Raw genomic sequence first — 19,608 nt, forward strand, 5'->3', positions numbered from 1 at the left:
AGGCCGCTTTCTTTGATCGGCACAGCCACGCTGCGCAGCTGATTTGATCTTCGGGTTGGCTGACCGCCGCTTCTACCTGAAATGACTGATCATCCCAATCAGCCGCTGCACCCAATGCAAGTGTACCTGGGGGTAATTGCTTTTCTTTTAAGGAGAAAAAATACCGCTTCGCTTCCTGGATCGGCAAAACCGGCTCAATCAGGCCGCCTACCGCTACCGTGCCTGCCTGGACTTAAAAAGTGAGAAAGTCATTCATGCGGTTCAGCCAAAATGCTTCGGCTTCGTTTCTGAGGCTGCCGCTATTTGCGGGTTTCAAACCCTGTTTCCGGCGCCCATTCGCAGGCCCCAGGGGCTTGATACCAGCAGTCGCAGCAGGCATTGCCGTCCGCCAATGTCCCGCTGCGCCGAAAAGACTGATGGAAGTAATGGGAGAATAGATAATCCATGCGGCACACGTGGGGGAAGAGTTCACGGTAGCCAAAACGATCTGCAAGTTTCAGCATACCGCATTCATAGATATTGATGCCAAACGTATTTCGGTCGATGTCAATATACTCAATACGCCAGTCAAAAGAATGCAGTTGGTTGGCCTTGCCAAGTTTCTCGGCAAGTTTGGCTTTATTCCGGAAGGTTCCCAGGTACATCGTTTTGCCAAACCAACGCAGCAGCGGTTCAGGAAATCTGCTGACGAAATTCTCATTAATCTGCCAAATGAGATTCAGAGCATCTGGCTTTTCAACTCCCAGGTCTGTCAACGCCTGGTACCAGGCAAAGTAGCACGGGCCAAAAAGGTAGTTAAAGGCAAAAATACTGCTGCCGATGTTTGGAACCTGAGGCAGCATGTTTTCCAGATGGAATCTGGATCGGGCGGCGAATTGTTTGAAAAAATCGGCGCCGTAAGAAGCCTGGATGCCTTTTTTGGCAGTATGAGTCATAATTGTAAAAATGAAGCGAATTTTAAGAGCCATTATGGATTTCCTTCTTTGATTGCACTGCCTGAAAAATAGAACCCGGAGATCGGGAAACCATACTGCTGCTGTTGGAATGATTGAAGGGTCAAGCCGCTCTCGGCAATCAGCTTCAATACATCGCGGTTAACGTTGCAGCCGCAAGCCAAAAGGTTGTAAAGGGGGTTGAGCAGTTTTTGCAGCATGGCGATGATCTGGCTTTGGCTTTTTCCGTGTTCCAAGAAGAAAAGCGTGCCCTGCGGCTTTAAAACCCTGGCGATTTCCTTGAGAGCGGCTCCAACATTTGGAATACTGCACAGGGTAAACGTGCTGACGACGCTGTCAAAACTGGCGTCTGGAAAGTTCAGGTTTTCGGCCGACATGATTTGATAGCAGACGCGTATTTTGGGAGCGGCAGAAAATAGGCGCAGAGGAAGAACATCAACGGCGTTAATGGAACATACCTGGGCAGGGTAGCAATCCAAATTGAGCCCCGAGCCGAATCCAATTTCAAGAATTTCGCCATATACACCAGAAAGTGTCTTGCGGCGAAGGTGCTGTACCGCGCTGCTGCCCAGCCGCCGGTTCATAAGCGGTATAAAAATCTTATTGGCGTAAAAATTTGACATCCTGTGAGTCCGAATTGAGAAATTAGGCGATGATTGTGTTGATAAAAGTATCAACAAAGGCATCGATTATCAGGCTGGCTTCAGCCCCCAGCTCATCCCTGGCGGCATCGAGAACAAACAAGGCCTGCAGAAAAGAAAGAATTAAATTTACGTTTCCGGTCACCTGCACTCCGCGAAGTTTTAATCTTTCGATCACACTGTTCAGAAAAGCGAGGTCTTTTTGCAGGTGGGCTTCGACGACCGCAGGGTCAACCCCCCTGATCAAATACATCCTTTCTTCTTTTTGCATCAACCGCAAGAAGGATTGCATCTTCTCGGAAAGGAGCAGTTGTTTCAGCACATCTCGGATGACATTTTTCGAGACTTCGGGAGAAGTATCAAGCCGCGTCACAAATTCTTTTTTCAGGCTTTCTTCCGTGCGCTCGTAGACAGCAAAGAAGAGGGCTTCCTTGGATGGAAAGAATTTATAAAATGCGCCTGTAGAAATACCCGCCGACTTTGCCAAATCCCCCACAGGCGTTTTGCGCACACCGCTGCTGGATAGGGCATCAAAGGCTGCGGATATAAGTTTCTCCTGCAGAAGGTACATCTGGTTTTCTGAGAATCCGCGGGGCATAGGGTTTCCTCCAAGAATTATAAATATATGAATACATGAACAATTTATTCATATATTATAGAACTTTACTTCCTTTGCGTCAAGGCTTTTGGCCTGCAATAGGCAAAGTCGCCCTGGCATCACCCCATCAAAATTGGGGTCAAATTCTGCTCGGGCGACTAAAACTCCTCGAGCTATTTGGAGAATAGCAGCCAGGGGTAGATAGAGAACCTCACCCAGCCAGATCTCAAGGATCACCCGCCAACCGGGGATGATATCCCAACGCCCCCGAATCAACGTCGAACCCCGCGCCAGACTGCCATCCTCGGCGCGGAATCAGTGAGATTCAAAATTCACCCCTTAAAACATATTGACTTTGCCGCCGGAATATGCTAATTTATTCATGATATTTGATATTAGATATAATATCAAATATCAAATTCAATCCCCTCTCCTCACCTTCATCCACGCTGTCTCAATCGTTGCATCACTGCGGACAGCTTCCATCTGAACCAAGAAACCTGCCAGGTTAAAAATGGACAATTCCTCCGCTCCTACCATCAGCCATAAACAGCTCGGTTTTTCCGTTGCTGAACGTCTGCGCACCGACATCCTCGAAGGAAAATATCCGCCTGGTGATTGGCTTCGGCAGGAAAAACTAGCGCAGGAATATGGAGTCAGCCAGATGCCCATTCGCGAGGCCTTCAAGATCCTTGAAGCCGAAGGCCTTTTGGAACATGTCCCCTATCACGGCGTGCAGGTGATTGATTTCGTGATCGATGACATCGCCGATCTGTACGACGCCCGCGCCTATTTTGAAAGTAAAGCCGCCCGGGCGGCTGCCGCCATCATCACCCGGTCCGAGCTGGATGAACTCCATCAGCTCTACCAAAACATGCGCCAGGCGCTAGCGCCGGAGGATTTGCCCCTCTACCGCCAGCTCAATAAGACCTTCCACTTGAATATCGCGGCCGCTTCCAAACACAAATATCTGATCCGCACGATCACCCAAATGTGGAAATCTTTCCCAAGCATGCTGTGGAGCAATTTTCTTCGTACTGCCACCAGCCCCCTGCCTGAGCGCGATATGCACGACACGGATGAGCATCTGGCATTACTTCAAGCGTTGGAAAATCATGATCCCGATCAAGCTGAAACGGTTGCCCGTCGTCATATCGAAGCCGCCGGAAACGATCTCATTCGTGTTTTACGAAGCAGCCAAAAATGACGACATTGATGGCCATCGGCGGCGGTTTGGATCTGAACGGCCCCATTTTGGAGGCGTTCCACGCACATTCCGGCGGAACGCTTGGGAAATACGTCATCATCCCCACCGCCTCCACGGATCCAGAATCTGCCAGCCGGGTAGCCAACCGTCTGATGGAACTGGGCTGCCAGGCACAGCCGGTCATTTTGCCCATCCATCAGCGTTTGGATACAGCCAAAGCAGACTACCTCCCCATGCTTCAGCAAGCCACAGGCATCTTCTTTACAGGGGGAAACCAAATGCGATTGAGCGCAGTTCTGGGAGGCAGCCCTTACCATGCAGAACTTCAGACAGCCTGCCGGCGCGGTTGTGTGATCGCGGGCACGTCGGCTGGTGCGGCCGCCCTTTCAGCAGCGATGATTGCCTCCGGGCGCAGCGGGCAGCTGCCGCGGGCTGACAGCCTGCACATGGCTCCTGGTCTGGGATTCATCGACACGATGATATTTGACCAGCATTTTTCGCAGCGCATCCGGTTGGGCCGCCTGATTTACGCGATCAACGCCAACCCGGCCCTGCTTGGCGTGGGCATTGACGAAAACACCTGCGCAGTCATCCACAGCGGCCAATTAAACGTCATCGGCGCTGGTTCGGTCACCATCGTGGATGGCACGCGCATGACTGCCACAGACGTTGCAGAACGAACCTCCCGTCAGATTGTCGCTTTTGCCGGGATGAGCCTCTCGATACTCACCGCTGGCTGCAGCTATGATATATCGCAGCGCACCGCTGAAATAAAAACCCCTATGTCCGAATCCGCTTAGCCCATTCATCCGCATGGGAGCCGCTTTCGTTCCCATAATCAAACCCTTGTACCCACCAAACTTGTAGGAGGATAAATGAAAACCCTGAAACACATCTTGGCTCTGGTCGTCCTGGCCTCTGTGCTGCTGGCGGCTTGCCAACCCGCCGCACCGGCTGCCCCAGCAGCCCCTGCGGAGCAGCCCAGTGCTGCACCGGCTGAAAAGCCTACGGATATCCCTGCGCCAACAGCTGCGCCAACCACCGATCCCAACGCGGTCGTCCCCGGCGGTAAAATCGTCATTGGCACGCCGCAGGAGCCCGGCGTTCTCAACCCACTGCTTCAGGCCTCATCGGTTGAAGATTGGGTTAGCGCCATGATCATTGAAGGCCTTGTGCTGGTCGACCCCGCGGGCAAGTACCAGCCCGTGTTAGCCAAAGAGCTGCCCACCGCAACCGCCGATGGCCTCACCATCACCTGGAAATTAAAAGAGGGCGTCAAGTTCAGCGACGGCTCTGATTTCAACTGTGATGATGTCAAATTTACCCTGGACGCCGTTCTATCGGACGCTTCGCAGGCCAGCACTTCGGGTTATAAAGATATTGAAACCCTGACCTGTGTCGATCCGTTCACGGTCGAGGCGAAATTCACAAAAGTCTATGCGCCGTACATGCGTCTGTTCAACTTCATTTTGCCTGATAATGCCGGCAAATTGGAAGATCTGGATAACTGGGCTTTCAACCGTGCCCCCATCGGCACCGGCCCCTGGGTGCTGAAAGAATGGAAGGCTGGCGATCAAATCATCCTTGAGAAAAATGCCTCCTTCCGCGAAGAAGGCAAACCCTATCTCGATTCAGTGATCATTAAGATCCTGCCTTCTCGCGAGACCGGAATGCAGCTGCTGGGCACGAGTGAAATCAACGTTCTGTGGGATCTGGTCGAATCCGATTTCCCGGCCCTGGAAAAATTGGCCGACAAGAATGTGGGTTACGCCGGCGCCGTCACGGGTGAAAACGAACTGCTCCTGCTCAATTTCGGCGTTACTGACGGCAGTGCGCCAGCCGACGCCACAAACGCCCCCCACCCGATCCTCTCCGACTTAAAAGTGCGCGAAGCCTTGCAAATGGCCACCGATAAGCAAGCCATTGTCGATGCCCTGTTGTCTGGCAATGTCAAGATCGGCTCCACCGTTCTGCCCGCCGGCGACTTTGCCTGCCCGCAAGAACCCAGCGTTTACGACATGGAAAAAGCCGCTGCACTGTTGGATGAGGCCGGTTGGAAGATGGGCAGCGACAATGTGCGCGAAAAAGATGGCGTCAAGATGGAGCTGAAAATCACATCCAGCTCGGGCAACCAGCTCCGCGAACAGACCGAACAAGTGCTGCAGAAAATGTGGGAACCCTTGGGCGTCAAATTGGTCATCGAAAACGTCCCAAGTGACACGCTGTTCGCTGGCTGGTCCTCCGGCGGCCTGCGCAAGGTGGGTAAATTTGACATCCTGCTCTACACCACCGGGCCTTTTGGCGGCGACCCCGACAGCCATTTGTTCTCCAACTACCACTCGCTCAGCATCCCCTCCAAGGATAATGAAGGCTCGGGCAGCAACTACTCGCGCTACAGCAACCCGGATGTGGATGCCTGGTTAGATGAGGCCTCCGCTACCACCGATATGGCCAAACGCGCCGAACTGTACTGCAATGTAGCCGGCCAGATCAACAAAGATCTCCCTCGAATTTTCCTGTACGAGCGCTTGCTGCTTTCCGGTTACAACAAGTCCCTGCAAAACTTCCAGATCTCTCCCAGTTTCGTGGACCTTTCCTGGGAGACTCAAAACTGGTGGTTGAAGAAATAGCATCCTGATCCATTAAGGTACCGGCCGGAGTTCCGGCCGGTACCATTACCATCTCATTATGGGAGCAACGCCCCATGGCTGAATATCTTCTGCGCCGCTTCTTACAGGCAGTTTTCACCCTGTTGATCATCAGCATGATCATCTTCGGGCTTATCAGTGCGGTACCAGGCGGCATCATGAACGCCTATGAAGATAATCCAGACATCACCAAAGAAGATTATGCCCGCCTGCGGGCAAAGTATGGCCTGGATGATCCGGTTCCAGTCCGTTACGTGAAGTGGCTGGGGAACCTTGCGCAGGGGGATTGGGGCAATTCCTTTGTGTCCAAACGCCCAGCCATTGAAGAAATTGGCGACCGGCTGCCCAACACGCTGCTGCTGATGGGTGTATCGCTGTTTTTTACCCTCGCCATTGCCATACCACTCGGCATTTACTCTGCACTAAAACAATATTCCGTGATTGACCTCGTGCTGACCACCCTGGCCCTGGCGGGTCAGTCACTGCCTGTGTTTTGGTTTGGGCTGCTGTTAATCATCGTCTTTTCGGTCAGTCTTCAGGCCCCAGGGGGTGGGCCGCTGCTTCCGGGATCTGGCATGCGAACTCCTGGTGAAGCTTTCAACCTTTGGGACTTAATTCGCCATATGATCCTGCCGGTAACCATGCTGTCGCTTGTTTCGGCAGCCGGGTACATGCGCTATATGCGCGCTTCCATGCTGGAAGTCATCCACAAAGATTATGTGCGCACCGCCCGCGGCAAAGGGCTGCCTGAAAATCTGGTCATGACCCGCCACGCCCTGCGCAATGCCCTGATTCCCATCATCACCCTCGTCGGTCTGGATCTGCCCTATCTATTTGGCGGGGCCATTTTCACCGAGACCATTTTTGCCTGGCCCGGCATTGGCCGTCTCTTCTTCGATGCCGCCCTTAAAACAGATTACCCCGTACTGATGGCCGTCTTGATGATCTTCAGTGCGTTGATCATTGTTTCCAGTGTACTGGTGGACCTGATTTACACTGCGATTGATCCCAGAATCACGCTTTCATAAACCAGGGAATAAAATGACCGAAAAATCTTCACCCCAAAGCTCGTCTGCGCCGGCCTCGTCCAAAAATTCTGCTCCCAGCAAGTTGGAGCAAAAACCCCGCTCCTTTGGCCAGTTAGCGCTGCGCCAGTTTTTACAGCACCGCATGGCGGTTGTGGGTTTGGCCATTTTGCTGGTCATTTTGATTTTGGTCATCTTCGCTCCCCTTTTTACCCAATACTCGCCCACCGACATGGTATTAAGAGATCGGTTTCAGCCGCCGTCCGCCAGCCACTGGTTTGGCACTGATGATCTGGGGCGCGATATGTGGACACGCGTTTGGTATGGCGGGCGCATCTCCCTTTCGGTAGGCTTACTATCCATGGCAACGGCCATAGCCATCGGCACCCTCATTGGCCTGATCTCCGGCTTCTTTGGCGGTTGGTCCGATGCCATCCTGATGCGCATCACGGAAATTTTCCTCTCCATCCCGCGGCTGTTTGTATTGATCGTCCTGACCACCTTTTTGCGCAAACTCGATCTGCCCTGGGCCAGAGCGGGCTCTTTTTGGCCCATTGCGCTTGTCATTGGCGTTCTGGCATGGATGACGGTGGCGCGTCTGGTGCGCGGTGATACCATGTCCCTGCGTCAGCAGGAGTTTGTTCAGGCCGCGGTCATGATCGGCGCCTCCAACCGCCGGATCTTATTCCGCCACATCTTGCCCAACGTCACCTCGTCCATCATCGTCGCTGCCACCCTGGGCCTTGCCGGCGCCATCATCACCGAATCGGGGTTATCCTACCTGGGATTCGGAGTGCAGCTGCCCACCCCCACCTGGGGCAACATGCTCAGCAACACCCAGAATCAGATGACCACAGCCCCCTGGACAGCCATCTTCCCCGGCATGATGATTTTTATTACCGTCATCGCCATCAACTTCATCGGCGACGGTCTGCGCGACGCTCTGGATCCGTATCGCGTGGAACGCGGGTAAGACCCATTTGGAAAATCACCGCAGATCTTACGGATAAACCCACTCATCACAAAGGGCTGTCGGGAAAAATCACCCGACAGCCCTGATGTTGTAAATCAATGGCCAATGGCAGAGGATGCGAAAACCCGGGCGGCCGCGCCGGATTAACGCAGGGTGCTGGTACGTTTCCCCTGCGTTTCCTCCTGCAAGACGATCTGCCGCCCGGCAAAAGCAAAGGCCAGCAGCACCCCCCCGGTCAGCCAGCCGCCCAGGCTGAAGATAGGCGGCCCGTACAGCGCCAGCCCGGCCCCGGCGATCACCAGGATTCCAGCCAGGAGGCCAAACAGCTTCATGCCGTATAACGTCAGAAAGGGCAGATAGTGAGAGCCCACCACGATCATCGCCGCGGGGTAAAACCAATCCGGTTTATACAGCACAGCCGCGCCCACCAGCAGAAAGTTGATGGGAACGATAAAGGCAGTTTGACTGCCCAGCGGCCACAGCCCGTTTTCGGGGCCGACCCTGCCAGGCCGGCCCAGCAGGCGCAGAAAGGCCTGTGTCAGGGGGAAAATGCCCATGCTGCCAAAGAACAGCACCGCCATGCCAACCGTGTGCGAAAAAATGGAGCTGGCCAGCGAAGAGACCAGCCAGATCAAACCGGAAACAAGCTGCCCCGCAAAGCCGCCCAGGAATGCAGAGCGCATCTCCCGCTGGCATTCTTTGATTTCCATTCCCTAACCTCCTGTGGATTGCGATTTGATACCCAAGATAATTAGGCCTGACCTCTGCAGCCGGAAATCGCAGCGGCCCAGCGAATCTTCCTACTCCGTTATTTTCCACACCGGGTCGCGCAGGAGCAGCAGAACCACGACAGCGCCCAGCGCCAACCCCGGGAACCCCGCACCAAAAGAGAGCAAATTGTCATACGGGGTCACCACAGCCATGAAGAAGAAGCTCAGCGCCTGGTTGTTCAGCGCGTGCAGGTAGGCCGCCGTCCACACACCCTGTGACTTGAAGACGCTGTGCGCGAAGAAATAGGCGAGAAGCACACCCAGCCCCACCATCGCCAGCGACCCCAGCACCGGCTGGCCGGGGAAGTTGTACCCCATCCAGATCACCGGCCAATGCCACGCGCCCCAGATCACCCCCAGCAATAAGACGCCGCGGACGCGGCCGAGCTTGATCAATTCCGGCTGCAGGTAACCGCGCCAGCCGTACTCTTCGCCAAAGGCGATGATTAATCCCAGGAACGGTCCGATCACCACGGTGTTGAGCGCCATAATGGGCAGCAATGCCCCGGCCGGCAGGTTCGCCGCAGCCATTTGCGGGAAAGCAGCCGCCAGGTCTACCACCTTTCCCAACCCAAGCAGGTAGTTGAGCAGGGTCTGGAAACCGTAATAGGCAACCAGCCCCAGTCCGTACAATGCCCAGATGCGGGCCTTGCCGCCCGCCATGCCTGCGCTGGCGAAGGTGTCTTTCCCGCCCACCAAACGCAGAACAATTAGCAGAACCAGTCCGAGCACACTGGGAATAAGCAGCAGCGAACTGATGGTCGTCGTCCTGTCAGGCTGGGCTAATGACACAATAGCGCCCAGCAGATAGAGAAAGGTGAGTAGAAAATAGTAATAGACAAACCAGCGGGAGGCACTGCGGTGGGTACGGTAATAAATGGGGCTTTCTTTGAAGAAAAATGCACCCAGGAGCATCGCCGAGAAGGCCGGCAGCAGCATCTGGAATTGCAGCATCAGCATGGTAGCCGGGTTGCTCAAACCGCCGTTCAAATATAAAACCAGATCCACCAGCCAGGATAATCCAAAAGCCAGGCCTAAGAACCAGGTGACGTGCGGCCAGTTGGGTTTCAAATCAGAAATAACGGGTGATTGTATTTGTGTTTGCATTTTTCCCTCAATCTTATGATCATCTTGTTCGAAGTATCCGCTTTTTTTTCCATATCCCCTATCGTTTTAAAATTCAATTCAAGCCGAATTCTCCTTTTTATTTTGTCTGGCTTTTTCTGAAAACATAGACATCAGTTTGCCCATAGGCACCCGCAGGTGGTAACTCATCTGGAGTTGGATGTTATGAACAAAGCCAGCTGCTAACATGGGGTTCGTTTTCCCGACCAGTTTGGCTAGCTTGCGCCCCACGGCTTCAGGATCAGCCATCATTTCGAATGGAATGCCGAAACCCGCGGCGGAATGGGTACGCGTCAGCGGCGGGTGCATAACATTGAAGGTGATGTTGCTCGGGCCATATTCCAACGCAAGAGTGCGAGTCAAGGCTTCAATAGCCCCTTTAGTGGAGGTGTACCCGGTCATTCCTGGCATACCCGTGAAACCAACCCCCGAACTAAGATTGTGAATTACCCCATAACTCTGTTTTTTCATAATCGGCAGCACTGCACGAATCAGGTTGAGATAACCAAAATAATTCACTTCGAACTCGCTGCGGATGTCATCTATTGTGCGATCTTCAAAGGGAGTAAAAAAAGCCAAACAAGCGTTGTTAACAAGAATATCCACGCTCCCCCACCGATCTACGATTTCGTCCACAGCTTTCTGGATCTGTGGCGGTTTGGTCACATCACAAACAAATGGGAGCAAGTTTGAGTTTTGAGGCAAATTCTCCAAGGCAAGATCCAAGACGGCAACACGATCATCCATTGCCAACAAAGACTGCGTCATTGCCAGACCAATACCGTTGTTTCCACCCGTGATGAGAATAACTCGTTTCATGTCATCCAGCCGATCGTGCCGGGTCAATTTTTCGAGACCAGAATTTCCGAGCGGCCAAGATCCCAGCGGCCAGCAAAGCCAGGAATGTCGTCATGAATGCAAACGTTTGGACAGAGTACGGAACAAGCAGGCTGAGGGTGACGTTGTATGAAAAATGGATCAAAATGGCCGCTAAAACACTGCTCCGGTTCGCGTTGTGAGCCAGGGTCATCAAGATGCTCAGCAGGAAAACGTTCATCGTAAACATCCAGAACATACTGCCAAAAAGTCCCCACTCAAATTGGGTGGTGCCTGGCAAGAAGAATAATGGGAGGTGCCAGAGCCACCAGATGAGGAACAAGACCAAAGTTGAGATTGCCGCAGACCACTTTTTCTGAAATGTCTCAAGCAAAATTCCGCGCCAACCCAGTTCCTCTGCTAACGGTCCGCCGATCATCATCATGATAATGAAAACTGGAATCTCAGCCGGTTGAATTTTCAAGAGATTGAAATAATCCATGCGGGGTGAACTTCCGCCCAGCAGTGCATTGACCCAGACACCCAACAACATGGCAGCTGGGATCACGATCAGCGTGATGATCCACCACATAGGTTTGACTCGTCGCGGGCTGAAAACACGAGACCAAAACTCACGCCGCTGCTCCGTGTCGAAATTGCGCCATACGAAGAAGACCGCCACCAAAGAAGGTCCGCAGCCACCTAGAATATAGAAGAGGATGGCTGGGAAGTCTTTACTGGATTGCCCACTCAAGATAGCGATACCCTGCAAAATCCAGGTGAATAAAAAGGTTGCAAGAATGAATTTGCCCGAAGATATTTTTTTCAAATCTCACCATCTTTCTTTATTGCTGTTCTGTGCCGAGGCTCATTGATGCGATACCCCATCGATTTCAATTGTAGCGGATACAGAACCCGACCCACCCAATCCAGGAATCATATAATTCAGTGGCCTGCGCTACAGCGTGAATACCGATGCAACTGCCCTAAGAATGGATCATCGGGTTTATTTTCAACCGCTAGAATCCTTACGACGATCATGGGGCGCTTCCAGCGTGTCGACAGTACAGTGCTCCATCATTATGTTCTATGATGGTGATCACATTCAGAAAGTTCAGGATCTGAATCAATCCGACGGCGAAAAGCAATACTCCACCCTGAAGAGACATCACTCGCACGGACCCAATCAAAATTGAATCCTTCGTGAGTTTACCAAGGTTGGCTGCCGGCTGTTTTTCGCCGTAAATAATGTGCAAAATGCTAATAACCACGATCAAAAACCCTGCAGCGAGTTCCATCAGATGATCCTTTTTGAAAGTTTCCAGAAACACGTATAGATATGCAATCAGGATTATTTCATCACCATTAGGAACATGACCGCCACGGACAGATCCATCAGTACATGGATGACAGCTATATACGGCATCAGCCGTGGGCGAGAGCGCATGACAAGGGCAATCAGGATGGCAAAAGGTAAAAACATCACCAGGCGATAAGTGATGAAACGTCCATCAAACAGAAGAGGCGCAAAAACATGCTGAAATGAAAGGAAAAAACTTGCCAGCGCAACTGCCAGCCACGGCCGCATCTTCTGTTCGAGGCGCGGCATTGAAAAAAGCATGTAAGTGGGGATTTCCACCAGCCCTTGTAGGATGGGAAAAAGTGCTGCGCTTGTGATGGCCGCCCAGGCAGGTAGTGGACGCACCAGCAAATCGAGTGCAATTTGAGGATCACCAAAAAGCCACTTTGCGGTCAGAACATTGGGTAAATAACCGATCGGTCCACTGATGACTAAAAAACCCAACATAAACTGCAGATCCGATTTGATGAATCGTTTTTCGATTCGAAAGACGTCCCAAAAATTTTTGCCTTCCTGGCGATAAAAACGAATCAGTAACGCCAGACAGGCCAGGTCGGTGAAAATGATTGCAAAAGGCCACCAGGCTGCAGAGGCGTTCCACGAGTCGGGTTCGCTGCTAAGGAGAAATGTTAATGCGATTAAAAGCTGAAAAATCAAGAAGAGCAACGACCGGACTACCAACATGAAGAAGGGTTTTTGAAGATTATTGAATTTCATTAGGGTCCTCAGGGACTTCCTGATATGAAACCGACACTAGATCCATTGCAGTTAATGATCAAACGGAATAATAAACAGATTCGCGCGCTCCAAACCTGCAATCATGGACTGCCCCTCTGCCACGCTGGCCTCTTCAGCACAAAGAACCGAGCATAGATCAGCGTTGAAATGCGCCACCATGCAGGTTCGAAGGAGAAACCCGCGGACGTGCAATTTCCGATGGTTGAGCACTTCTTCCAGCAGGTAGTCCCGAATATAGCGGCCGAGGGCGGCAAGCTTGTAAATCGCCCCCCAAAAAAACTACCCGCATCATCCGCATTGAAGCACGGATCTGCTGTGCAAATCTGGATTATTTGTCCCACGTGCGTAAACGCGCCAGCGGCAGCGATGGATCAACTCTCCTGGCGAGCATTAACCGCCGATTGGGATGTAAATGATGAACAGTGGCCATTGAGTCAATGCAGTTATTTTGCCGAACCCGGAAGGTACAGAATGAGCGCCACCTGGCAACCCGGCTGCAGAATGGCGTCCAAATGACAGGTTAGGAGCGTGGGTTTTGGCGATGAAAAAGAACATCCGGTTAAAATTTTACATGATATTTTGAAATACGGGCAGCGGAAAAGGTGTGGTATATTACCCTATCACAGGACAGCATTGGAGAGGTTATGGAACTTGTTAGTGCTCGTCTTCGCCTCAGAGAATTTCGTCCCGCCGACCTGGACGCCTTGGCTGCGTACGCCAATCCCCCAGAAATGCGCCTCTACGAGCAGGGCATGCCCGATCGCGAAGCCGCATACAATTTTTTAGAGCGGGTTATTCGCACAGCAGGCGAAACACCTCGTATGCATGTGTATTTAGCGGTCACAGTTCCGCCTGAGGATACGGTGATTGGGCATGTCTCGCTGAACAGTCAAAATCCTGACATCCGCGAGTGGGAAATCGGCTGGGCAATACGACATGAGGATTGGGGCAAAGGATACGCATCCGAGGCTGCACGCCGGATGCTGGCATACGCTTTCCATGATCTACAGGCCCATCGTGTGGTGGCATTTTGTCACGCGGAAAACACCGCTTCGGCCAGAGTGATGGAAAACATCGGCATGAAGCAAGAGGGGTACCTGCGCCAGACGCGCTGGTTCAACGATGGTTGGGCTGACGAACGGGTGTACGCAATCCTTGAATCGGATTTTTTCAGCAAATAGATAGCGGTTCAATCGCTATTCGTTTCAGAGAATCGATCCAAAAAATCCGCAGCAGCCGCCAGCCGGGTACGCAGGGGGTGATTGGTGCAGAAATTTCTGCCTGCTGTTGATTCTTGATAAGGGATCTGCCCGTAAGGTTATGTAGATCCATCACGGAAGAACTGTTGGGCGTTGGCGTAGAACTGATCAAACACCGCATTGACTGTATCCACATCTGCCTGACTGACATCCCGGCTGACAATCGCGATCCAGGCGCGCATGGCCTCTTCCACCTTCTCAACGGCGGCCTGGCCTTGGGGAGTTAATGAAACAGCGATGCTGCGCCGATCCGTCACATCAGGGACGATTGCCACGTACCCGGACTGCTTTAAGGATTGGAGAGCCCGGGTAATATGTGCCTTGTCGACGCCAATGGCGGCAGAGAGGGCAGCCGGGCTGCGCCCCTCGCCGCCGCGCAATTCAAGCAGCAGTGGCGCCGTTCCGCTGGTGATGCCGCTGCCCGCCAGTCTGCGGTTCAAAAAGCGCTCACCCATGCGAAACAAAAGACTGACGTGCCGATTAATCGACCGCATGTTGCTTATGCTGCCTTTGCCCGAGCCAAACGCCCGCGCGTCTTATTCGCCAGCACCGCGGTGATTGCCACGCCCACTACGGCCGAAAGCACCCAATCCAGCGGGGTGAAAAAGCCCGCTGCGGTCAGCAAAGTCCAGGTGCCGTACGGAAGCAGCAGGAAGGAGTTGGTGATCAGGCCGGGGTTGTAGGCTGGCTTGGCGCCTTGAAAAAGAATGGTGTGCATGACATTGTTGAGGATCAGCTCAAACCAGATCATCGAAAATCCCAGCCAGGGGGCCACGGGTGCCAGTACGGCGCCCAGGATCACCATCGGCCAGGCGATCACCAGATTCACCTGAAAGACATACCCTTCGTCCAATGGATAATCCTGATCGGTCTGGGTGCCCATGGGCGATTTCAGGTTGAAAAATTCCTTAAAACTGGTGGGCGCCAGCACGTACTCTTCCGCCTCATGCAGCATCAGCAAGGGCAGGTGCAGCCAGAGCAGCCACTGGTAAGGGTCCATAGATGGGCGGAACCAGATCAACACAACAATCAATGGCGGCGCCAGGAAGAGTGTGGCAGACTGCCAAAAACGGTTGATTTTTCGATAATTCATTGGACGCCCCTCCTGCAAATCTAAATACACCTGTTGATATCGTTGACTTATCAATGATTATAGATCCATAAAGATAAGACGTCAATCCGAAAGGCAGCCTTGATCAGGATAATTTTAGCAAGCCAGTCTTTGAAGGGCTATCCTCCGTCTAATAGGAATTTGGGTGAGTTTGTGCTTTGTAGAAAAGCCTATCGGACGACCTCTGGTTTACGCTTCCCTGAGGGGATGCTGCGTTCTGCCGGGCGCGTTGGGGCCACTAATAGATTTCCGTAGCGTATCTTTTGGGTAGGGTCCTCTAGCCATCTTTTAATTTACACGTTTTGTTGCGCTCGAAGGACTGGAAGACACCATCGTGGTTAAGACTCAAGCCCACCTTAATGAACTTTTTGGAATAAATATCCACTCGCGGTCTTTTTATAACCAATGCCTTTTTGTAGGTTTTCGAGATATTCCCTCGTTATCGCAATCTGTGCCTTTGGAATAAAAAACTCATCGAGATTATTTAGGCTGATCCTGTGTTTCGCATTTTTTACAGAGAAAACTGCTATTAACTGATAATCATCATCCAGGTGTGCCATACCTGCGTCACCATGACTATCATTTGCCAAAAGCAAGCCGCCTGTTTTTAGATATTGTTTACACTGTTGCCCCACAAAACCAGCATATTGGGAAATGAGTAAATCAAAACTGCCGGCCATTTCATTAAAGCCAACTCTGTAATCGGCGAAATGAAAAGATACCTTTGCTTCTTGCGGGTAAATCTTTCTTTCGGCAATAAATTGAAATATTTCGGGCTCACCAAAGAATTGCTTTGCCTGTTTGTCATTGTCCACGTAGACAACATTGGGGAAAACAAACGACGGTGTGATGTGGACAAAACTTCCTGGATACAAGGCTCGTTCAACATTGAATTTTTCGGCGATAATTTGAAACAAATCCAGGCGTTCAAATTGCCGTTCTTGAAAATATTTCTTATATAAATTGAGAGTGGATTTTGTCATTCGTTGACCTGTGTGTTTTCAGCCTAACAGCTAACAGTAGCTGCAAGTGAGCAAAACAAAAATTTGACTTGAGGGCAGTAAAACCCAAAGCCAGAAGAACGATTCTAAATCACGCAGAATCCTGCCCATCCACCGCGCGCTTTGTTGGCCTGTTTGATTATCCAGGCTCAGAATTTCCGGGAAATTGTACAATTGAGATTGTTTGAGAAGCAATCGTAATTTTTTCTGCTTCAAACTCAGTTAATAATCGCTGACTAATCTCACTTCGAAAGGAGCGTCTTAAATCTGTGTCAACAGGATACACCAATCCTAACTCAATCCAATTGTCTGTAATTTTCAAATAAGTGCGAGGCTCTAGCGGCGTCATTTTTATTGCTAATTTACGGCGCACTTCTCGTCGTTGATTTTCTGCTTTCGGCAGCAGTTCCTGGTAAGCTGGGTGTTCATGCACAGCAGTGGACATGATTTCAATTGCTCTTTTCCAATTTGATTCATAGGTAATCGGTATTTTAATTTCATCCCACACAAAGCGCAGGTGTACTGAGTAGTTATACAGCGGCTCTTTGAATAAGAATGCGTTGGATACCGTCACAATTCTTCCCGTGTTATGGTCACCATTCAACCAATTACCTATTTCCATCAGCGTTGTTCGTAATATGCCAATATCTACTACATCGCCTCGAATTCCGCCCGTTTCCACGCGGTGGCCAATGGTAAACGGTTTTCCTGCGATAATTGTGATCCAACCAGCAATGCTCCCAATGACTTCCTGCAAGGCAAATGCTAAACCTGCCGCAAGAATTCCTAACGCTACGGATAAATCACCCAAGCGTTGTATCCAAACTCCAAAGATCAATAAACCAGCAAGGGCAGAAATGACATAATTTGATACTTTGCGAATAGTGTATAAATGAGGATTTTCATCAGGAATTCGGTTGATTACGTAACCCAGCAAAAAGTACCGAATTGCGGCTTGAATCAGCAAAATCAAAACCGAAAGGATGATCTTTTGGTAGAATTCATTCGACCAAATTGCATTCAAAGTATCCATGTGTCCTCTCAGGCAATTTTCTCAACATCAGAAGACAGAAACAACTCAATGGTATCGTTTTGGCTTCAGCAACTTGACTTGATCTGAGTTGGTATGGACTTCCTTTCTCTCACCTCTCCAGGTAGCAAATTCAGTTAATCGTTGAAGAATAGAGGATTAATGCCTTGGCAATGAAATTGTAAAAACGGTTCCCGTGCGGCGATCACTCTGAACCGTGATATCACCGTGATGGGCTTCGACCACCCCCTTGGTAATCGCCAAACCCAGTCCCGAGCCGCCGCTGATGCGGCTGCGAGATTTATCACCCCGGTAGAAACGCTCAAAAACGTGCGGTATATCTTCAGGCGAAATCCCTTCTCCAGAATCACTGATATTGACAAAGATATGATTTCCATCATACGTGGCTGTCAGGTTAATTTCGCCATCTTTTGGTGTGTATCTGATTGCATTACTGACAAGGTTATTAAACGCACGCCCCATCCAGAGCACATCCATAGTTACAGGATCGACGCCATCCTCAGCAAAACCACATAATTTCACTCCCTTTTGTGCGGCCAGGCTGGAAAAGCTTTCTAAAGTGTCAGATATGAGATCGCTGAGTGAGGCGAGTTCTAAATTCAGAGGCATACCCCCTGAATCCAATTGAGATATTTGAAAAAGGTTATCCACCAGAAGCGAAAGGGTGTCGATATGTTTCTTGGCTTGTAAAAGATACTTCTGAATCTCGTTTGGATCTGTAACCACACCATCGGAAATGGCTTCAATCAGTAACCGAACCGATGAAAGAGGCGTGCGCAGATCATGGCCGGCCCAGGCAACCAGATCACGCCGCAGTCTTTCAAGCTCTTTCTGCTTTTGATCCACAGCTTGTAATTGTTGGGCCATTTTGTTAAATGATTCGGCAAGTGATGAAATTTCATCTCTCCCGGGGATATCCGCCCTGGCAGCCAGATCCCCATTTTCAATTAACCGTGTTGCAGATTCAAGCCGTGAGATACGATCGATGAGGGCACTGGTAAAAAAGCTGCCTAAAGCGACGGCAATTCCACCAGCAAACAGAAGCAAGACGGTTGCCAGTAAAAGATCATGTTCACTGGCAAACATCAAACGGGCAGTCAGCCAAACATTTAAAAAAGTTAACAGGCTGGCGATCACATAAGACCCAAGCAGAACCCAGCGGAGCGAAGGCGCAAATCTCAACCAGTTAAAACGATAGGCGCTGTAACCAATGATGATCGAGACGGCGGCAGTAATGGACAGGAATTGCGCCATATGCTGAAGATCGCCAAGCGTGGGGCGCATTAAAAAATAGAAAATTACCAAAGAAATCAGCAAGACAATTGCAACGGCACTTGCAAAGAATAACGCGCGGTTTTTGTTCATGATATCATGGCTCAAATTTATAACCAACACCCCAGGAAGTCACAAGGTGTGTAGGAGCCGTGGGGTCTTTTTCTATTTTTTCCCGTAGGCGTCTGATATGAACGGTCACCGTGCTTGGATCGATAAAATCGCGCAGTCCCCATATACTTTCGAGCAATTGATCGCGTGAGAAAACCTGCCTGGGGTGAATGGCTAAATGATAAAGTAAATCAAATTCCTTGGCGGTTAAGGTGACGTTGTTGCCGTCAATGGATACTTCTCTGGTTTGCGGGTTGATATTAATATTGTCAATTTGAATAGTTCCTTGAACCGGTGCATCTGATTTGGATTGAGCCCGGCGTAGAACCGCCCTGACGCGGCTGACCAATTCTTGCGGGCTAAAAGGCTTTACCACATAATCATCTGCCCCCAGTTCAAGACCAGCGATACGGTCGCTCTCTTCCCGACGGGAGGTAAGCATAATCACGGGCACGTCCGAGCGGTCGCGAATGCTTCTTATTAACGAAAAACCATCCATCCCGGGCAGCATGACGTCTAAAATGACCAGGTCTGGTAATTTCTTGGCGAATTGTTCATAGGCAGACAAACCATCCGAGAAAGTGGTTACATCAAATCCGGCGCGATTTAAATAAAGGCCGACCACTTCGCTGATACTGGGTTCATCTTCGACAATCACAATTTGAGTCATATTTTTCTCACCAGATTTTATTGTATACCGAAAGTATTACACAATTCTTAAGAATTGTTCATCATTACGCAATTCTTTCTTCCTTTTTATTTAACCTCTGATAGGTATATTAAACACAACTATAAAAATGGAGGTTCAGATGCAAAAGAAAAGTTAGTGTATTCTTGTTTCTGTAGGATTTGAACCTTAACAAAAGTTGTAGGTCAGGTGTATCCTATGGGTTACCACACCGACACAGGAAAAGCCACATGACCTACACCAACGATTGTACTCTACCTG

At 50.7% G+C, this 19,608-nt stretch carries 21 protein-coding genes; 6 read left to right on the forward strand and 15 right to left on the reverse strand.

What is annotated here, in order from left to right; genetic code table 11:
* Positions 1-299: 299 nt before the first annotated feature.
* The 3 genes from ADN01_RS16695 to ADN01_RS16705 form a co-directional block, all read right to left on the reverse strand.
* Positions 300-968 (reverse strand): L-2-amino-thiazoline-4-carboxylic acid hydrolase, encoded by a 669-nt coding sequence (locus ADN01_RS16695; protein WP_062419174.1) that lies wholly within the window; start codon positions 966-968, stop codon positions 300-302.
* Entirely contained in the window at positions 968-1,537 is a 570-nt protein-coding gene (locus ADN01_RS16700; RefSeq protein WP_160318455.1) for a class I SAM-dependent methyltransferase, read from the reverse strand. The genes ADN01_RS16695 and ADN01_RS16700 overlap by 1 nt, the downstream gene beginning before the upstream one ends.
* A gap of 61 nt (positions 1,538-1,598) precedes the next feature.
* Positions 1,599-2,192: a TetR/AcrR family transcriptional regulator gene (locus ADN01_RS16705; RefSeq protein ID WP_062419176.1), complete on the reverse strand. Its 594-nt coding sequence runs from the start codon at positions 2,190-2,192 to the stop codon at positions 1,599-1,601.
* A 514-nt stretch (positions 2,193-2,706) separates the two neighbouring features.
* Here ADN01_RS16705 and ADN01_RS16710 point away from each other — a divergent pair.
* The 5 genes from ADN01_RS16710 (at position 2,707) to opp4C (ending at position 8,045) form a co-directional block, all read left to right on the forward strand.
* Positions 2,707-3,399, forward strand: a complete 693-nt coding sequence (locus ADN01_RS16710; RefSeq protein ID WP_062419177.1) for a GntR family transcriptional regulator — start codon at positions 2,707-2,709, stop codon at positions 3,397-3,399.
* Positions 3,396-4,199, forward strand: coding sequence for a cyanophycinase (locus ADN01_RS16715; RefSeq protein ID WP_062419178.1), 804 nt, complete (start codon positions 3,396-3,398; stop codon positions 4,197-4,199). Before ADN01_RS16710 ends, ADN01_RS16715 begins: the two co-directional genes overlap by 4 nt.
* Positions 4,200-4,274: 75 nt before the next feature.
* Positions 4,275-6,029 (forward strand): peptide ABC transporter substrate-binding protein, encoded by a 1,755-nt coding sequence (locus tag ADN01_RS16720; protein WP_062419179.1) that lies wholly within the window; start codon positions 4,275-4,277, stop codon positions 6,027-6,029.
* A 74-nt stretch (positions 6,030-6,103) separates the two neighbouring features.
* Positions 6,104-7,075 carry an ABC transporter permease gene (locus ADN01_RS16725; protein WP_062419180.1) on the forward strand — a complete coding sequence of 324 codons (972 nt, stop codon included), beginning with the start codon at positions 6,104-6,106 and terminating at the stop codon, positions 7,073-7,075.
* Positions 7,076-7,088: 13 nt separating this feature from the next.
* A complete protein-coding gene (gene opp4C / locus ADN01_RS16730) occupies positions 7,089-8,045 on the forward strand; it encodes an oligopeptide ABC transporter permease (protein WP_082142895.1) in 957 nt (318 codons plus the stop codon).
* A 143-nt stretch (positions 8,046-8,188) separates the two neighbouring features.
* On the opposite strand, the gene ADN01_RS16735 is transcribed toward opp4C, so the two are convergent.
* From ADN01_RS16735 to ADN01_RS16760, 6 genes are all read right to left on the reverse strand, one after another.
* Positions 8,189-8,755, reverse strand: coding sequence for a DUF7010 family protein (locus ADN01_RS16735; protein WP_062419181.1), 567 nt, complete (start codon positions 8,753-8,755; stop codon positions 8,189-8,191).
* A gap of 90 nt (positions 8,756-8,845) precedes the next feature.
* A complete protein-coding gene (locus tag ADN01_RS16740; protein WP_160318456.1) occupies positions 8,846-9,886 on the reverse strand; it encodes a CPBP family intramembrane glutamic endopeptidase in 1,041 nt (346 codons plus the stop codon).
* A 114-nt stretch (positions 9,887-10,000) separates the two neighbouring features.
* Positions 10,001-10,759, reverse strand: a complete 759-nt coding sequence (locus tag ADN01_RS16745; protein ID WP_062419183.1) for an SDR family NAD(P)-dependent oxidoreductase — start codon at positions 10,757-10,759, stop codon at positions 10,001-10,003.
* A 1-nt stretch (position 10,760) separates the two neighbouring features.
* A complete protein-coding gene (locus ADN01_RS16750) occupies positions 10,761-11,585 on the reverse strand; it encodes a type II CAAX endopeptidase family protein (protein WP_062419184.1) in 825 nt (274 codons plus the stop codon).
* Between the two features lie 208 nt (positions 11,586-11,793).
* Complete coding sequence (locus ADN01_RS16755; RefSeq protein WP_062419185.1) at positions 11,794-12,054, reverse strand: hypothetical protein; 261 nt, start codon at positions 12,052-12,054, stop codon at positions 11,794-11,796.
* Between the two features lie 53 nt (positions 12,055-12,107).
* Entirely contained in the window at positions 12,108-12,833 is a 726-nt protein-coding gene (locus tag ADN01_RS16760) for a hypothetical protein (protein ID WP_062419186.1), read from the reverse strand.
* Between the two features lie 665 nt (positions 12,834-13,498).
* On the opposite strand from ADN01_RS16760, the gene ADN01_RS16765 reads away from it, so the two are divergent.
* A complete protein-coding gene (locus ADN01_RS16765) occupies positions 13,499-14,035 on the forward strand; it encodes a GNAT family N-acetyltransferase (protein WP_062419187.1) in 537 nt (178 codons plus the stop codon).
* Between the two features lie 137 nt (positions 14,036-14,172).
* On the opposite strand, the gene ADN01_RS16770 is transcribed toward ADN01_RS16765, so the two are convergent.
* From ADN01_RS16770 to ADN01_RS16795, 6 genes are all read right to left on the reverse strand, one after another.
* Entirely contained in the window at positions 14,173-14,607 is a 435-nt protein-coding gene (locus tag ADN01_RS16770; protein ID WP_082142896.1) for a MarR family winged helix-turn-helix transcriptional regulator, read from the reverse strand.
* A gap of 5 nt (positions 14,608-14,612) precedes the next feature.
* Positions 14,613-15,206, reverse strand: coding sequence for an HXXEE domain-containing protein (locus tag ADN01_RS16775; RefSeq protein WP_062419189.1), 594 nt, complete (start codon positions 15,204-15,206; stop codon positions 14,613-14,615).
* Positions 15,207-15,580: 374 nt separating this feature from the next.
* Positions 15,581-16,207, reverse strand: coding sequence for a hypothetical protein (locus ADN01_RS16780; protein ID WP_062419190.1), 627 nt, complete (start codon positions 16,205-16,207; stop codon positions 15,581-15,583).
* 157 nt (positions 16,208-16,364) lie between these two features.
* Positions 16,365-17,258 carry a mechanosensitive ion channel family protein gene (locus tag ADN01_RS16785; protein WP_075071300.1) on the reverse strand — a complete coding sequence of 298 codons (894 nt, stop codon included), beginning with the start codon at positions 17,256-17,258 and terminating at the stop codon, positions 16,365-16,367.
* Between the two features lie 156 nt (positions 17,259-17,414).
* Complete coding sequence (locus ADN01_RS16790) at positions 17,415-18,641, reverse strand: sensor histidine kinase (RefSeq protein ID WP_062419191.1); 1,227 nt, start codon at positions 18,639-18,641, stop codon at positions 17,415-17,417.
* Positions 18,642-18,645: 4 nt separating this feature from the next.
* A complete protein-coding gene (locus ADN01_RS16795; RefSeq protein WP_062419192.1) occupies positions 18,646-19,329 on the reverse strand; it encodes a response regulator transcription factor in 684 nt (227 codons plus the stop codon).
* Positions 19,330-19,608: the final 279 nt, after the last annotated feature.

It is taken from the genome of Levilinea saccharolytica, assembly GCF_001306035.1.
Taxonomy (GTDB): domain Bacteria; phylum Chloroflexota; class Anaerolineae; order Anaerolineales; family Anaerolineaceae; genus Levilinea; species Levilinea saccharolytica.